General features: G+C 65.2%; 17 protein-coding genes. All 17 read right to left on the reverse strand.

What is annotated here, in order from left to right; all coding sequences use genetic code 11:
- Nucleotides 1-10: 10 nt before the first annotated feature.
- On the reverse strand, nt 11-622 hold the full coding sequence (ureG, locus tag AABQ55_RS20015; RefSeq protein ID WP_050744079.1) for an urease accessory protein UreG: 612 nt from the start codon (nt 620-622) through the stop codon (nt 11-13).
- A 94-nt stretch (nt 623-716) separates the two neighbouring features.
- On the reverse strand, nt 717-1,388 hold the full coding sequence (locus AABQ55_RS20020; RefSeq protein WP_272806278.1) for an urease accessory protein UreF: 672 nt from the start codon (nt 1,386-1,388) through the stop codon (nt 717-719).
- Nucleotides 1,381-1,851 (reverse strand): urease accessory protein UreE, encoded by a 471-nt coding sequence (gene ureE / locus AABQ55_RS20025; RefSeq protein ID WP_443021106.1) that lies wholly within the window; start codon nt 1,849-1,851, stop codon nt 1,381-1,383. Before ureE ends, AABQ55_RS20020 begins: the two co-directional genes overlap by 8 nt.
- 108 nt (nt 1,852-1,959) lie before the next feature.
- Entirely contained in the window at nt 1,960-2,793 is an 834-nt protein-coding gene (locus AABQ55_RS20030; protein ID WP_272806279.1) for a GGDEF domain-containing protein, read from the reverse strand.
- A gap of 137 nt (nt 2,794-2,930) precedes the next feature.
- The gene (ureC, locus tag AABQ55_RS20035; protein ID WP_272806280.1) at nt 2,931-4,637 is read right to left on the reverse strand and encodes an urease subunit alpha; all 1,707 of its coding nucleotides are present in this window, start codon (nt 4,635-4,637) and stop codon (nt 2,931-2,933) included.
- 124 nt (nt 4,638-4,761) lie between these two features.
- Entirely contained in the window at nt 4,762-5,388 is a 627-nt protein-coding gene (locus tag AABQ55_RS20040; protein ID WP_443021160.1) for a Urease operon accessory protein, read from the reverse strand.
- 5 nt (nt 5,389-5,393) lie between these two features.
- On the reverse strand, nt 5,394-5,807 hold the full coding sequence (locus AABQ55_RS20045; protein WP_272807506.1) for a lysozyme inhibitor LprI family protein: 414 nt from the start codon (nt 5,805-5,807) through the stop codon (nt 5,394-5,396).
- A gap of 22 nt (nt 5,808-5,829) precedes the next feature.
- Nucleotides 5,830-6,135: an urease subunit beta gene (locus tag AABQ55_RS20050; RefSeq protein WP_244768468.1), complete on the reverse strand. Its 306-nt coding sequence runs from the start codon at nt 6,133-6,135 to the stop codon at nt 5,830-5,832.
- Nucleotides 6,136-6,145: 10 nt separating this feature from the next.
- Complete coding sequence (locus tag AABQ55_RS20055) at nt 6,146-6,400, reverse strand: DUF1272 domain-containing protein (RefSeq protein ID WP_272806282.1); 255 nt, start codon at nt 6,398-6,400, stop codon at nt 6,146-6,148.
- Between the two features lie 4 nt (nt 6,401-6,404).
- Complete coding sequence (locus AABQ55_RS20060; protein WP_064331014.1) at nt 6,405-6,707, reverse strand: urease subunit gamma; 303 nt, start codon at nt 6,705-6,707, stop codon at nt 6,405-6,407.
- Nucleotides 6,708-6,804: 97 nt separating this feature from the next.
- Entirely contained in the window at nt 6,805-7,650 is an 846-nt protein-coding gene (locus tag AABQ55_RS20065) for an urease accessory protein UreD (protein WP_272806283.1), read from the reverse strand.
- 209 nt (nt 7,651-7,859) lie between these two features.
- Nucleotides 7,860-8,978 carry a branched-chain amino acid ABC transporter substrate-binding protein gene (locus AABQ55_RS20070; protein ID WP_244768465.1) on the reverse strand — a complete coding sequence of 373 codons (1,119 nt, stop codon included), beginning with the start codon at nt 8,976-8,978 and terminating at the stop codon, nt 7,860-7,862.
- 112 nt (nt 8,979-9,090) lie between these two features.
- Nucleotides 9,091-9,435: a DUF6867 family protein gene (locus tag AABQ55_RS20075; RefSeq protein ID WP_272806284.1), complete on the reverse strand. Its 345-nt coding sequence runs from the start codon at nt 9,433-9,435 to the stop codon at nt 9,091-9,093.
- A 106-nt stretch (nt 9,436-9,541) separates the two neighbouring features.
- Entirely contained in the window at nt 9,542-10,267 is a 726-nt protein-coding gene (locus tag AABQ55_RS20080; protein WP_398433110.1) for an ABC transporter ATP-binding protein, read from the reverse strand.
- Nucleotides 10,267-11,175 (reverse strand): ABC transporter ATP-binding protein, encoded by a 909-nt coding sequence (locus AABQ55_RS20085; RefSeq protein ID WP_244768463.1) that lies wholly within the window; start codon nt 11,173-11,175, stop codon nt 10,267-10,269. Before AABQ55_RS20085 ends, AABQ55_RS20080 begins: the two co-directional genes overlap by 1 nt.
- Nucleotides 11,175-12,563 carry a high-affinity branched-chain amino acid ABC transporter permease LivM gene (gene livM, locus AABQ55_RS20090; protein ID WP_272806285.1) on the reverse strand — a complete coding sequence of 463 codons (1,389 nt, stop codon included), beginning with the start codon at nt 12,561-12,563 and terminating at the stop codon, nt 11,175-11,177. The genes AABQ55_RS20085 and livM overlap by 1 nt, the downstream gene beginning before the upstream one ends.
- A 3-nt stretch (nt 12,564-12,566) precedes the next feature.
- Nucleotides 12,567-13,469 (reverse strand): branched-chain amino acid ABC transporter permease, encoded by a 903-nt coding sequence (locus AABQ55_RS20095; RefSeq protein ID WP_244768461.1) that lies wholly within the window; start codon nt 13,467-13,469, stop codon nt 12,567-12,569.
- Nucleotides 13,470-13,533: the final 64 nt, after the last annotated feature.

Raw genomic sequence — 13,533 nt, forward strand, 5'->3', positions numbered from 1 at the left:
CGGGGCGGGATCAGAGCCCGCCCTCGACGCGCAGGAAGTCGACGATGCGTCCGACGCCCTCCCCTCGCTTCATATCGGAAAAGACGAAGGGCCTGGCGGCCCGCATGCGTTCGGCATCGCGCTGCATGACATCGAGATCGGCCCCGACATGGGGGGCGAGGTCCTTCTTGTTGATGACCAGCAGGTCTGAGCGCGTGATGCCCGGCCCGCCCTTGCGCGGGATTTCCTCCCCCTGGCAGACCGAGATGACATAGATCGTCAGGTCCGCAAGATCCGGTGAGAAGGTGGCGGCCAGATTGTCGCCGCCCGATTCGATGAAGACAACATCCAGATCGGGGAACCGCCGGTTGAGGTCGGCAATGGCCTGGAGATTGATCGAGGCGTCCTCGCGGATCGCCGTGTGCGGGCAGCCGCCCGTCTCCACGCCGACGATGCGGTCCGAGGAGAGCGCCTGCATGCGCACCAGCGCCTCGGCGTCCTCCTTCGTGTAGATGTCGTTGGTGACGACCGCGACGGAAAAATGCTCGCGCATCGCCTTGCAGAGCTTTTCGGTGAGCGCCGTCTTGCCCGAGCCGACGGGGCCGCCGATGCCGACGCGTAGGGGACCGTTCTTCGATGTCATGGGAAGCCTCCGGAAGATCCGGGATGACCGGCTTGGAACGCCGCCACCCCTTTATTGGAAATCTGTGCCGCGTTGCACGCAGCCGCAAGCGCCGTCATGAGCGGAACAGCCGCGTCGCCAGCGTCTCGTGCCGCAGGCTGGCGATATCCGCCCGGATGGCGGCCGAACCGAGATCGTCGAGCGTCGAGCGGGCCGCGGCCGTGGCGAGCGTGAGGACCCATCCTTCCAGCTCCGCCAGCAGCGCCACGCCGTCCCGCTGGCCGATGACGCCGCAGCGGATGGCGACCGAGACGAGGTTCGAGGCAACGGCGTGCAGATAAGCGGCGAGCGCCGCCTCGGCCGTAATGCCGTGGCCGCCCGAAACGGCGCCGACGGCCACCGGATAGGCGGCTGCGCCGCCGAGCGCCGCCAGCACCGGATGCGGCCAGCTCGCCGCGGCGGCGAGGAAGGCCTCGCCCTGCAGCATGGTCTCGCGATGCCGCTCCGCCGAGCCCGACAGCGCCGCCGCGAGTTCAGCGACCGCCGCCAGCCGCGCCGCATCCCCGCAGGCCCGATGTGCCTCGGCAAAAAGCACCGCGTCGTTCCAGAGATTGCCATGCGCAAGAAGGCTCGAAAGCCAGGCGCCAAGGGTCTGCGCATCCTCGACATCCCCGTCGCTCACCACCTGTTCCAGGCCGCCGGAATAGGAGAAGGCGCCGACCGGAAAGGCTGGCGAGAGCCAGGTCATCAGGCGCAGCGGGGCCGCGGGCGACGCCGTGTCAGCCATGGCCGTGATGGTGATGGCCGTGTCCCGTGCCGTGATAGGCGCCACGCAGCGGATGGAAGGGTTCGACGACATCCCGCACCGCGGCGCCGAGCCCGGTCAGCATGTCCCGGATGACATGGTCGCGCAGGATGAGGATGCGGGCATCCTCGATCTGCGCCGGCAAGTGCCGGTTGCCGAGGTGCCAGGCAAGCTCGACGAGATGCAGGCGATCCTTCGGCGTCACCTCATGGAGCTCCTCCTCGGCGGCGATGACCTCGATCACCTCGCCCGCTTCGGTGAGCAGGAGGTCGCCATGGGCAAGCTGCACCGGCTCCTTGAGATCGAGCATCACGATATCGTCGCTGCGCATGTGCAGGAGCTTGCGGCGCACATGGCGCTGGTCGTGCGCCAGAACGACGGCATCGATGGGCGTGCGAATTCCGCCGGTTCCGCGCGGCAGGATTTCCGTGGAGCGATAGGGCAAGAGGCGGCCTCTGGTCTCGGTGGATCAAGTCCCGCCGACAAAAGCATGTTTGTCCCGTGAAGGAAACCGCCGAAGCACCGCCCTACGTCATTTGACGTAGGGGCGCCATCAGCGCCGGCGTCCGCCGGCCGCGACACGGCGGCTCGGCTCCAGCAGCCCCTCGCCCTCGTCCTCATGGATCGTCCGGTCGCGGCCGAGCGACTTGGCGAGATAGAGCGCCCGGTCCGCCGCCTCGAAGACCGCCTCGAACCGCCGGCCCACGGGCCGGTCGGCAATGCCGGCCGACAGCGTGACGCCGATCGGCCCCCTGTCGGTCTCGACCCGGCGCGCGGCCACGGAACGACGTGCCTCCTCCACCAGAAGGCTGCAATCCCCGCGATCGTCGTTCTCGATGAAGACGGCAAACTCCTCGCCGCCGAAACGCCCGACGAGATGCGGGGACGCGAACACCCGCTCCAGCTCCTCCGCGATGGCGACGATGACCGCGTCCCCCACCGCATGGCCATGCGTATCGTTGACGAGCCTGAACCGGTCGACATCGAACAGCACGAAGAAACCGTTAACCCTTTTCTCCGCCATGTCTTCGACGAAGGCCCGCCGGTTGAGGAGGCCCGAAAGAGAATCCAGCCGGCTGAGCCGCTCGAACTCGGCGCGCGACAGAGCCATTCCGTGGATCGCTATTCCCAGGAGCCAGGCAATCAGGGCCGATACGCTCGCCGCGATCAGCACCGCCGTGGACGTGCCGAAACCGAGGGCGGAGGCAAAGGGATAGGGGAGAAGGTGAAAATTCGCGAGGATGGCCGCGACCATCAGATAGGCCGCGGTGGCGAGCGTGATGGCCACCAGCACGGTGTTCAGCACGAACATCGAAATATCGGCCCGCGTCTGGAAGACACCCGCCTCCCACTGGGCCCTCAGCCAAAGGGCCAGCCTGCCACGCATAAAACTCTCCACAATGAACAAGGAGACCCTACGGCACTTTCTTTCAGATTCAGCTAATGCCTTCGCTAGAAGTTTAACTGTCCCGTTTTGAAACTTCCGTTAAGGGATTTGCGGAAAGACGCGTGGCGGGCGGCCGCTTAGAAAAGGAAGTAGCGCTGCGCCATGGGCAGCACGGTCGCGGGCTCGCAGGTCAGCAGTTCGCCGTCCGCCCGCACCTCGTAGGTCTCCGGGTCCACCTCGATATGCGGCGTCAGGTCGTTCAGCACCATCGAGGCCTTGGAGATGGCCCGCGTGTTGCGCACCGGCAGGAGCTGCTTGGCGACGCCGAGCCGCTCGCGCAGGCCGAGATCGATCGCCGCCTGCGAGACGAAGGTGACGGAGGAATTGGTGCGCATCTTGCCGAAGGCGCCGAACATCGGGCGGTAGTGCACCGGCTGCGGTGTCGGGATCGAGGCGTTCGGATCGCCCATCGGCGCCATCGCGATCACCCCGCCGAGCAGCACCATGTCCGGCTTCACGCCGAAGAAGGCCGGGTTCCACAGCACGAGGTCTGCCCGCTTTCCGACCTCGATCGAGCCGATCTCGTGGCTGAGGCCATGGGCGATCGCCGGGTTGATCGTGTATTTCGCGATATAGCGGCGGATGCGCAGGTTGTCGTTCTCTCCCGTCTCGCCGGCAAGGCGGCCGCGCTGGCGCTTCATTTTGTCGGCTGTCTGCCAGGTGCGGATTGCCACCTCGCCGACACGGCCCATCGCCTGGCTGTCGGAGGAGATGATCGAAAAGGCGCCGATATCGTGCAGGATGTCCTCCGCCGCGATGGTCTCCTTGCGGATGCGGCTCTCGGCAAAGGCGATGTCTTCCGGGATCGACGACGACAGGTGATGGCAGACCATCAGCATGTCGAGATGCTCGGCGATCGTGTTGACCGTGTAGGGCCGCGTCGGGTTGGTCGAGGACGGGATGACGTTGGCATGGCCGCAGACCTTGATGATGTCCGGCGCATGCCCGCCGCCTGCTCCCTCGGTGTGGAAGGCATGGATGGTGCGGCCCCTGATGGCGGCCATCGTGTCCTCGACGAAGCCGCTTTCGTTCAGCGTGTCCGTATGGATCATCACCTGCACGTCGTAGTCGTCCGCGACGGAAAGGCAGCAGTCGATCGCCGCCGGCGTCGTGCCCCAGTCCTCGTGCAGCTTCAGCGCGGAAGCGCCGGCCTTCACCATTTCCTCGATGGCCGCCGGCAGCGAGGCATTGCCCTTGCCGGCGAGTGCCAGGTTCATCGGAAAGGCATCGAAGCTCTCGATCATGCGCTCGATATGCCAGGCGCCGGTGCAGGTGGTGGCAAGCGTGCCATGCGCCGGGCCGGTGCCGCCGCCGAGCATCATGGTGATGCCGCCCGCCAGCGCCTCCTCGATCTGCTGCGGGCAGATATAGTGGATATGGGCATCCATGCCGCCCGCCGTGAGGATCTTGCCTTCGCCCGCGATCACCTCCGTCGAGGGACCGACGACGATGGTGACGCCGGGCTGCGTATCCGGGTTGCCCGCCTTGCCGAGGGCGGCGATGCGGCCGTCCTTCAGGCCCACATCGGCCTTGAAGATGCCGGCATGGTCGATGACCAGCGCGTTGGTGATGACTGTATCGACGGCCCCTTCGACACGCGTCGCCTGGCTCTGGCCCATGCCGTCGCGGATGACCTTGCCGCCGCCGAACTTCACCTCGTCGCCATAGGTGGTGAAGTCCTTCTCCACCTCGGCGAAGAGCTCGGTATCGGCAAGGCGCACCCTGTCGCCGACGGTCGGGCCGAACATGTTGGCATAGGCGGCGCGGGACATTCTGTAGGACATGGTCAGCTTCCCCGGGAGGCAGGAGTCTTGTTCAGATGGTCTGGAGCCTTGCCGGCCGGGGCGACATCGCTCCGGCGCCGGACAATGCGATAAAAACCCTCGGGCATTTCCCGCGAACCGGAGTTCACCGGACATGCTCCAGGCGATCGAGACGGCCGGCGGCGACCTGGGCGTCCACCCAGCGCCGTTCCGCGGCAAAGGGGTGCCACTGCCAGCCCTCATGACCGAAACCGGCGATGGAAACGCGCCCGCCCGCCTTCGCGGCGGTGTCGAGCACATGGGCAATGACGATCAGCCCGGAGCTCGGCACCACATAGGGCGGCGGATCGAAAGCGGCCAAGGCGGCATCGAGCGCGTGATGCACCGCATCCGGGATCACAGCGAGCCGCCGGCCGGTGGCGCGCGCGAACGTCTCGAAGCCGAGCGTGTAGTCGTCACAGAAATCGTCGAGATCGGGATGGCGCGCGGCAAGCGCCGGGCGCATGGCGGCGAACATCTCCGCCGTCCGCACGCACCAGATCTCGCGCGCCTGCCGCACGGCGGCGCTCGTCTTCCACCGTCCGCCGCCGAGCATCGCCAGGGCCGGGCGACCGGTGTTACAGACGGCGACGATGTCGGTCCTTTCACCGCCACGCCCCATGGAGCGGCAGTCGTTGAAGCGGATCACGACATCGGCGGCATCGATAGCTTCCGCGACCCCTTCGGGCACGGGACCGTTTCCGACGATGATGATCCTGCGTGACACAGCCAGCCTCCTCAGTTTCCGGAGATGGCGGAGACGGCCTTCAGTTCGGCCGTGCGCTTGCGCGTCAGATCGGCAAGGCAGCCGGAGACCAGCATCGGCTCCATCGAGCCGCCGCGCGCCTCGAAGCCGGCCAGTTCGCACTGGCCATCCCGGTAGCCGATCCAGGCGCGCTGGGCGCGCTTCAGCGCGTCGACAGCGCCGACATAGTGCTCGCCCATCTCCCCGGCCTGTTCGTCCATCTCGCGCGCCGCGGCCATGGCCGCCTTGTAGGCGGCATTCAGCTCGCCGTCGGCAGCCTGGTAGTCGCGGTCGGCGCAGATGTTCATCTCGATCTGCGCCTGTGCGTTTTCGCAATCGACCTCAGGCTCGCCATCCTGCGCGACGGCCAGCGGGGCGGAAAGCAGAAGAAACGTCGCGGCGAGCATGAGGCGGGAGCGCGTCATCATGTCAGAGCTTCCCCATAACGTTCTGGCGGAAACCGTAGATTTCGCGCTTGCCCGCAAAGGGGATGAGATGGACCGTGCGGGTCTGCCCCGGCTCGAAGCGCACCGCCGTGCCGGCAGGGATATCGAGGCGCAGGCCCCGCGTCTTCTCCCGGTCGAAGGCGAGGCCCGGATTGGTCTCGTAGAAATGGTAGTGGCTGCCGACCTGGATCGGCCTGTCACCGGTATTGGAAACGTCAAGGGTGGTGACCGGCAGGCCGGCATTGAGTTCGATATCGCCTGGAGCGGCAATGACTTCACCGGGGATCATGGTGCCTTCCTCATGCTGCCGCGGCCGGTCCGCAGCCTTCGGCTTTCAGGACCCGCCTGGTGGATGCCGGATATTTTGCGAGCAGCGCCGCGGGCCGGACCGGCCGGCGCACGAATTCACCGCCGCAATTCGGGCAGCTGCCGCCCAGGACGCCCGCCACGCAATCGGCGCAGAAGGTGCATTCGAACGTGCAGACCATCGCCTCCTTGCTTTCCGGCGGCAGGTCGCGGTCGCAGCATTCGCAGTTCGGTCGAAGGTCCAGCATGGTCTCACCTGATCGGTTCGTGCACGGTCACGAGCTTCGTGCCGTCGGGAAAGGTCGCCTCGACCTGAATGTCGTGGATCATCTCGGGGATGCCCTCCATCACCTGGTCGCGCGTCAGCACATGGGCACCCGCCTCCATCAGCTCGGCGACGGCGCGGCCGTCACGCGCGCCCTCGACGACGAAATCGGTGATCAGCGCGATCGCCTCGGGATGGTTGAGCTTCACGCCGCGCTCCAGCCGCTTGCGCGCCACGATCGCCGCCATGGCGATCAGCAGTTTGTCCTTTTCGCGGGGGGTCAGGTTCATGGGCGGTCCATCGCTTGATTCCTATCGTGCGATACTAAGCAGGGGTTTTGCGCGCACGACATACGCAAAACAGGAACCCGGCGCGAAACCGCGCGGATCAGAGAGTCCAGACTTTCGGTACGCCCGCGCCGCCACGCAAGTGCGAAATGATCGGGATGAGCTTTTTTCTCAGCGCAAAGCCGTCGGGCGCGACGAGGCGCAGGACGAGCTTGTCCTGCCACTGGCTGGCACCGCCCTCCCCGTCCGCCAGCAGCCGGCGCAGCGGCTCCACATGCGCCTCGGCAGCGCGGCCGCAAAAGAGCACGGTGGCAAAGGCACGGGCGCCGGCCAGCACCGCCGCCTCGTCCGCCAGCGCCGCGACGCTGCCGGCAAGCGCCGTTTCCTCCGCATGGATCAGCCGTCCGGCGCGGCGGATGCGCCAGCGATCGCGGAAAAGGCCCGTCTCCATGCGCTCGCCCATCGCCTTGCGGCCGAGGAGGATGGCCTCGACCGCAAGGAACGTGGCGTCTCCGGCAAGGTCCACCTCCAGCCGGCGCTCGAGCGCAGCCTGGTCGAAAAGAATTGTCTCCTGCGGCAGCCAGTCGACCCGCGCGCCCGCGCCGACGGCAATGCGGGTCTCGACCGTCGCCGTGGATGCCTGCGCCTTGTAGGCCCGCTCGCAGGCCTGTGTCGTCGCCGTCAGGCGCGTTCCGCCACGGGCCTCGAGCTCCCAAGCGATGCGGTCCCCGCCAGTGAGCCCGCCGGCCGTGTTGATCAGCACCGCCTCCATCGTGCCGTCGAAGGTCTTCGGCAGGCGGATCTTGGCGCAGCCCTCCTGGAAGAGCACGTCGAGCCGCGTGCCGGCGGCGGAAGCCTTCGCAGCAAGCCGCCCATGCCCGCGCGCGCGCTGAAGGCGCCCGGAAGGCGCCTCCTCTTCATGACCAGATTTCGCATAGACGTTCATGACAGTCAGTACCGGATGTCGGGACATGGGGAGGCAGCGCCCGATCCCCTTTGCTGCAGGTTCCACCAGGGCGCCTTGCCGCGCAAGTCCCCAGCCGGGGCCACGCCGCCGCCGCGCCCCGTCGGCGACAAAAAAGCCCGGCGCGAAGGCCGGGCTCAAGGTCAGGCGGCCGGGCGGCGTGCAATGCGCCGCCCGTTCCGGCAGAACGACTACTCGTTCTGCACGTAGGTGTACTTGCCGTCTTCACCCTTCTTCCAGGTGTAGAGGACGTAGTCCGGACGGGTGATGTCGCCCTTTTCGTCGAAGCCGAGTTCGCCGATGGCGGTCTGGAACGGGCCCTTGGACTTGATGGCTTCGGCAATGGCCTGCGGGTCTACGCCGCCGGCAGCCTTGGCACCTTCAGCGATAACCTGAACGGCTGCGTAAGCATAGAGCGTGTAGGCTTCCGGCTCGAAGCCGGCAGCGCGGAACTTCTCGACGAGGTCCTTGGCGGCCGGGTTCTTGCGCGGATCCGGAGCGAAGGTCATCAGCGTGCCGTCGACGGCGTCGCCGGCGATCGAGGCCAGTTCGTTCGAGACGATACCGTCGCCCGAGATGAACTGGGCCTTCAGGCCCTGGTCGGCGGCCTGACGCTCGATGAGGCCGAACTCGGTGTGCAGACCGCCCCAATAGACGACCGTTACGCCGGCTTCCTTCATCTTGGCGATGAGAGCGGAGAAGTCCTTGTCGCCGACATTGACGCCTTCGTAGATGGCTTCGGTGATGCCGGCTTCGTTCGTCGCCTTCTTGGTTTCGTCGGCAAGGCCCTGGCCGTACGGCGTCTTGTCATGCAGGACGGCAACCTTGGCGTCCTTGAAGTTCGCCGCGATGAAGGCGCCGGCAACGGCACCCTGCTGGTCGTCACGACCGCACACGCGGAACGTATTCCACAGGCCGCGCTCCGTGTAGGTCGGGTTGGTCGAGGCCGGGGAGACCTGCAGCACGCCGTTTTCGGCATAGATTTCCGAAGCCGGGATGGAGACGCCCGAGTTGAAGTGGCCAACCACGAACTTCACGCCGTCGGCAACGAACTTGTTGGCGACCGAAACGCCCTGCTTCGGGTCGGAAACGTCGTCGCCGAGCACGATCTTGACCTGCTCGCCATTGATGCCGCCGGCTGCGTTGATGTCGGCAGCAGCCTGCTCGGCACCCTTCTGGAGCTGCGCGCCGAAGGCGGCGTTCGGACCGGTCAGCGGGCCGCCGACGCCGATCAGGATGTCGGCCCAGGCGCTGCCGCTGAAGGCGACCATTGCAGCCAAAGCAACAGCCGACATGAGAGACTTCTTCATATTGTTACTCCCAAATTTAAAAGCGGGCTCGTTTCAACCGGTCGCAACACCCGCATCATTGCGCCGATATCGTTATACCGCGACCGGAGGCCGGCCGCGGGCTTCCCTCTGGCTATTTGGCTTTCCAGGAAAAGGGCGATGCCTTTTCATAGAGCCAGTAGTAGTTGTTGGTCATCTGCCGCGTGCGGTAGTAGCGGTAGCCGAGCGTAGCAAACAACAAAAGCACGACCGTGTCCACGACATAGTATTGCACCGTCAGCATGGTGCCGTGGAACAGCGCATGGTGGATGAAGCGGATCGCCCCGCCGAGCAGAAGCACGTAGATGACCAGCGTGGCGTAGCTCTGCCAGTTCTCGGCAACGCTCTTGCCGGTGCGCCAGGCCGTCCAGCCGCCCATGATGACGGTGATGAACAGGAACTGCCAGATCGACGGTTCTTCGTAGAGAATTCCTTGCATAACACATACTCCCCTTACAGCACCGTGCGTCGTTCAGGATGCGCGACGGTCGCCGTAAATCCCAGGATCGGCGCAGGATCCTTGCGGGTCCTGCGCGGGACCATCCTCAGTGCCGGCCGCCTTCGAGATAGGCGGCACGCACTTCCGGGTTGGCCAGAAGTTCCTTGCCCGAACCGCTCATCGTCACCTGCCCGTTGACCATCACATAGGCCCGGTCGGAGAGTTTGAGTGCGGCGAAGGCGTTCTGCTCGACGAGGAACACGGTGAGGCCCTCGTTCTGGTTGAGCTTCTTGATCGCGTCGAAGATGCCCTTGACGATCAGCGGCGCAAGGCCGAGCGAGGGTTCGTCGAGCAGCAGGAGCTTCGGACGCGCCATCAGCGCGCGGCCGATGGAGAGCATCTGCTGCTCGCCGCCCGAAAGCGTGCCGCCGCGCTGGCTCTGGCGTTCCTTGAGGCGCGGGAAGAGCGTGAAGATCTTTTCCACGTCCTCGTTGAAATACTTCAGATTGTCGAGGCTCGCGCCCATCTGGAGATTTTCATAGACCGTCATGCGCGGGAAGATGCGGCGTCCTTCCGGCGACTGCGCGATGCGGCGGCGCGCGATGAGATGCGTCGGCAGACGGGTGATGTCCTCGCCGTCGAAGGTGACGGTGCCCGTACGGGCCTGCGGGCTGCCGCAGATCGTCATCATCAGGGTCGACTTGCCGGCGCCGTTCGCGCCGATCAGCGAGACGATCTCGCCCTTCTTCACCTCGACATCGACCCCGGCCAGCGCGCGGATATTGCCGTAATAGGTCTGCACGCCCTGAACGCTGAGAAGTGTATCGCTCATCAGTGCGATCCTCCTTCAGTGCCTTCGCTCTCCGCGATCACCTCGATTTCCTCGATCACCTCTTCGACCTCATCATCTTCAACGCCGAGATAGGCCGCGATAACCTTCGGATCGTTCTTCACATGGTCCGGCGTGCCGTCCGAGATCTTCTGCCCGTATTCGAGCACGACCACATGGTCGGAGATCTCCATGACGACCGACATGTCGTGCTCGATGAGCAGGATCGACGTGCCGCTGTCCTTGCGGATGGAACGCAGGAGTTCGTTGAGCGCGAGCGACTCGCGCGGGTTGAGGCCGGCCGCCGGTTCGTCGAGGCACAGGAATTCCGGCCCCGTGCACATGGCGCGGGCGATTTCGAGACGCCGCTGCGCGCCATAGGGCAGGTCGCCGGCCGGATCGTCCGCGCGCTCGATGAGATGCGCCTTTTCCAGCCAGTGCTTGGCGATCTCGATCGATTCCGCCGAGGCGTGCTTGTAGGCCGGCAAGCCGAGCAGGCCGAGGATCGTATAGCCGGAGGCCTTCATCAGCATGTTGTGCTGGGCGACGAGCAGGTTTTCCAGCACCGTCAGGCCCGAGAAGAGCCGGATGTTCTGGAAGGTGCGCGCCACCTTCGCGTCGCGGGTGATCTCGAAGTCGGCCATGCGTTCCAGAAGGAACTCCTTGCCCGCCTTCTGGCGCATGGTGATCATGCCCATGGTCGGCTTGTAGAAGCCGGTGACGCAGTTGAAGACCGTGGTCTTGCCGGCGCCGTTCGGGCCGATGAGGGCCGTGATCTCGCCGCGCTGCGCTTCGAAGGACAGATCGTTGATGGCCATGAGGCCACCGAAGCGCATCGACAGATGCTCGACCTTGAGGATGGGATCGTTCGTCATCGTGTTCGTCGCTACCGTGTTCGCACCGAGGGCCATCAGCCGTGCCCTTCCTTGGTGAAGCTGCCGGAGACCGCCTTGCGCTCCCTGAGGAAGGCGGTCGGCTCACGGCTTCCGACGAAGCCGCGCGGCTTCCAGACCATGACGGTGACCATGGCGAGGCCGAAGATCAGCATGCGGTAGAGTTCCGGCGTGAAGTCGGGCCCGAAGATCTGCTTCAGGAAGGTCATCTCGCGCAAGAGCTCGGTGCCGCCGACCATCACAGCCGCCGCGACGGCGATGCCGACGAGCGAGCCCATGCCGCCGAGGACCACGATGGCGAGGATAATCGCCGATTCGAGGAAGACGAAGCTTTCCGGCGAGACGAAGCCCTGGCGCACGGCAAAGAAGGAGCCGGCGAAGCCGCCGAACATCGCGCCGATGGAGAAGGCCGTCAGCTTGGTCGTCACCGTGTTGATGCCGAGCGAACGGCAGGCGATCTCGTCCTCGCGCAGCGCTTCCCAGGCGCGGCCGATCGGCATGCGGCGCAGGCGGATCGTCACATAGGCGGTGAGCAGCGCCAGCGCCAGGATGAGATAGAAGAGGAAGATCTTGTAGTAGGCCGAGGACATCGGCAGGTCGAAGGCCTTGGCGAAGTTGTTCGGCGCGCTGACGTCGAACGACCAGATGCCGAAGACCGAGGCCTTGGGAATGCCGGAGACGCCGAAGGTGCCGCGGGTCACTTCCGTCCAGTTGATGAGGACAAGACGGATGATCTCACCGAAGGCCAGCGTCACGATGGCGAGATAGTCGCCCTTCAGGCGCAGCACCGGGAAGCCGAGGATCATGCCCCAGAAGGCGGCAAGGATGCCGGCGAGCGGCAGCAGGATCCAGAAGGAGAAGCCGAACTGCTGCGAAAGGAGCGCATAGGAATAGGCGCCGACCGCATAGAAGGCGACGTAGCCGAGATCGAGCAGGCCGGCAAGGCCGACGACGATGTTCAGGCCCCAGGCCAGCATCACGTAGATGAGGATCTGGATGCCGAAATTGTCGACCCATTTCAGCGAGCCCTGCACGCCGAAGAGCATGACCATGATCGGCGGGTAGAAGATCAGCGCGACGATGGCGATCTTGCTGAAATTGCGCTTGAAGAAGCTTTCCTCGCCTTCCGCCGGCTTGGCCGCGGCGGCTGCCTTGCGGGCGGCAAGCCAGGGCCGCAGATAGGCGACCGAGAGGAAGCGGCCGACGGCGGCAACGATCACGAAGATCGTGAGCAGCCCCCAGCGCTGGTTCAGCACGAGCTCGTTGCGGATGTTCTGCGTGGTCTCGAGACCGACGAAGAGGACGAAGAGGCCGAGCGCGACGAGGCCGGCGAAAAAGCCCTCGCGCAGAGCCTGCGCCGTCAGGTTCCCGCCGGCGCGCTCATGAGTGTTCGAAATGTTGGACATGGATCAAACCTTCTCGACTTCCGGTCGTCCGAGAATGCCGGACGGCTTGAAGATCAGGACGATGGCGAGGATGGAGAACGTCGCGACGTCCTTGTAGTCGATGGTGAAGTAGGCGGACCAAAGGCTCTCGATGAGGCCGATGAGCAGGCCGCCGAGCACGGCGCCCGGAAGCGAGCCGATACCGCCGAGAACCGCAGCCGTGAAGGCCTTGACGCCCGGAATGAAGCCGTCGGTGAAGACGGTCACGCCGTAATACATCAGGTACATGGTGCCGGCGACGGCGGCGAGAGAGGCGCCCATGATGAAGGTCACCGAGATCGTCCGGTCGACGTCGATGCCGAGCAGTGCCGCCATCTTGCGATCCTGTTCCGTCGCGCGCTGGGCGCGGCCGAGCGAGGTCTTGTTGACGATGTACCAGAAGGTCGTCAGCAGGATGACCGTCAGGAGCATGATGATCAGCTGTTTCAACGAGATCGAGATGCCGAAGACGTTGTAGACCGATGACACCAGCGGCGGGATCGGCTTGTTGCGCGGACCCTGCGTGACCTGGATGAAGTTCGACAGCGCGATCGACATGCCGATTGCGGTGATCAGCGGCGCCAGGCGGAACGAGCCGCGCAAGGGCCGGTAGGCCACCTTCTCGATCGTCCAGTTCCACAGCGATGCGGTGAGCATGGCCGCGGCGATCATGACCAGCAGCAGGAGGACGACCGGAAGGCCGACGAACACGCTGGTGAGGACGAGGAAGATGATGAGAGCGGCGAATCCACCCAGCATGAAGATATCGCCGTGGGCGAAATTGATCATGCCGATGATGCCGTAAACCATGGTGTAGCCGATGGCTATCAAACCATAAATAGATCCAAGCGTCAGCCCATTGACGAGCTGCTGGACGAAATATTCCATTTGCTATCCCCCGGATGCGGTTCCTGAGGGCCGCATCTCTTGTTCTTGCCGCTCTTTTTCGAGC

Origin of the sequence: Shinella sp. WSD5-1, from assembly GCF_963942435.1 — a bacterium.
Taxonomy (GTDB): Bacteria; Pseudomonadota; Alphaproteobacteria; order Rhizobiales; family Rhizobiaceae; genus Shinella; species Shinella yambaruensis.

What these genes read in the sequence shown, in the direction of transcription:
- ureG (WP_050744079.1), bottom strand. Translation starts at nt 622, where the DNA reads ATGACATCGAAGAACGGTCCCCTACGCGTCGGCATCGGCGGCCCCGTC.
- AABQ55_RS20020 (WP_272806278.1), bottom strand. Translation starts at nt 1,388, where the DNA reads ATGGCTGACACGGCGTCGCCCGCGGCCCCGCTGCGCCTGATGACCTGG.
- AABQ55_RS20030 (WP_272806279.1), bottom strand. Translation starts at nt 2,793, where the DNA reads ATGCGTGGCAGGCTGGCCCTTTGGCTGAGGGCCCAGTGGGAGGCGGGT.
- ureC (WP_272806280.1), bottom strand. Translation starts at nt 4,637, where the DNA reads ATGTCCTACAGAATGTCCCGCGCCGCCTATGCCAACATGTTCGGCCCG.
- AABQ55_RS20045 (WP_272807506.1), bottom strand. Translation starts at nt 5,807, where the DNA reads ATGCTCGCCGCGACGTTTCTTCTGCTTTCCGCCCCGCTGGCCGTCGCG.
- AABQ55_RS20050 (WP_244768468.1), bottom strand. Translation starts at nt 6,135, where the DNA reads ATGATCCCCGGTGAAGTCATTGCCGCTCCAGGCGATATCGAACTCAAT.
- AABQ55_RS20055 (WP_272806282.1), bottom strand. Translation starts at nt 6,400, where the DNA reads ATGCTGGACCTTCGACCGAACTGCGAATGCTGCGACCGCGACCTGCCG.
- AABQ55_RS20060 (WP_064331014.1), bottom strand. Translation starts at nt 6,707, where the DNA reads ATGAACCTGACCCCCCGCGAAAAGGACAAACTGCTGATCGCCATGGCG.
- AABQ55_RS20065 (WP_272806283.1), bottom strand. Translation starts at nt 7,650, where the DNA reads ATGAACGTCTATGCGAAATCTGGTCATGAAGAGGAGGCGCCTTCCGGG.
- AABQ55_RS20070 (WP_244768465.1), bottom strand. Translation starts at nt 8,978, where the DNA reads ATGAAGAAGTCTCTCATGTCGGCTGTTGCTTTGGCTGCAATGGTCGCC.
- AABQ55_RS20075 (WP_272806284.1), bottom strand. Translation starts at nt 9,435, where the DNA reads ATGCAAGGAATTCTCTACGAAGAACCGTCGATCTGGCAGTTCCTGTTC.
- AABQ55_RS20080 (WP_398433110.1), bottom strand. Translation starts at nt 10,267, where the DNA reads ATGAGCGATACACTTCTCAGCGTTCAGGGCGTGCAGACCTATTACGGC.
- AABQ55_RS20085 (WP_244768463.1), bottom strand. Translation starts at nt 11,175, where the DNA reads ATGGCCCTCGGTGCGAACACGGTAGCGACGAACACGATGACGAACGAT.
- livM (WP_272806285.1), bottom strand. Translation starts at nt 12,563, where the DNA reads ATGTCCAACATTTCGAACACTCATGAGCGCGCCGGCGGGAACCTGACG.
- AABQ55_RS20095 (WP_244768461.1), bottom strand. Translation starts at nt 13,469, where the DNA reads ATGGAATATTTCGTCCAGCAGCTCGTCAATGGGCTGACGCTTGGATCT.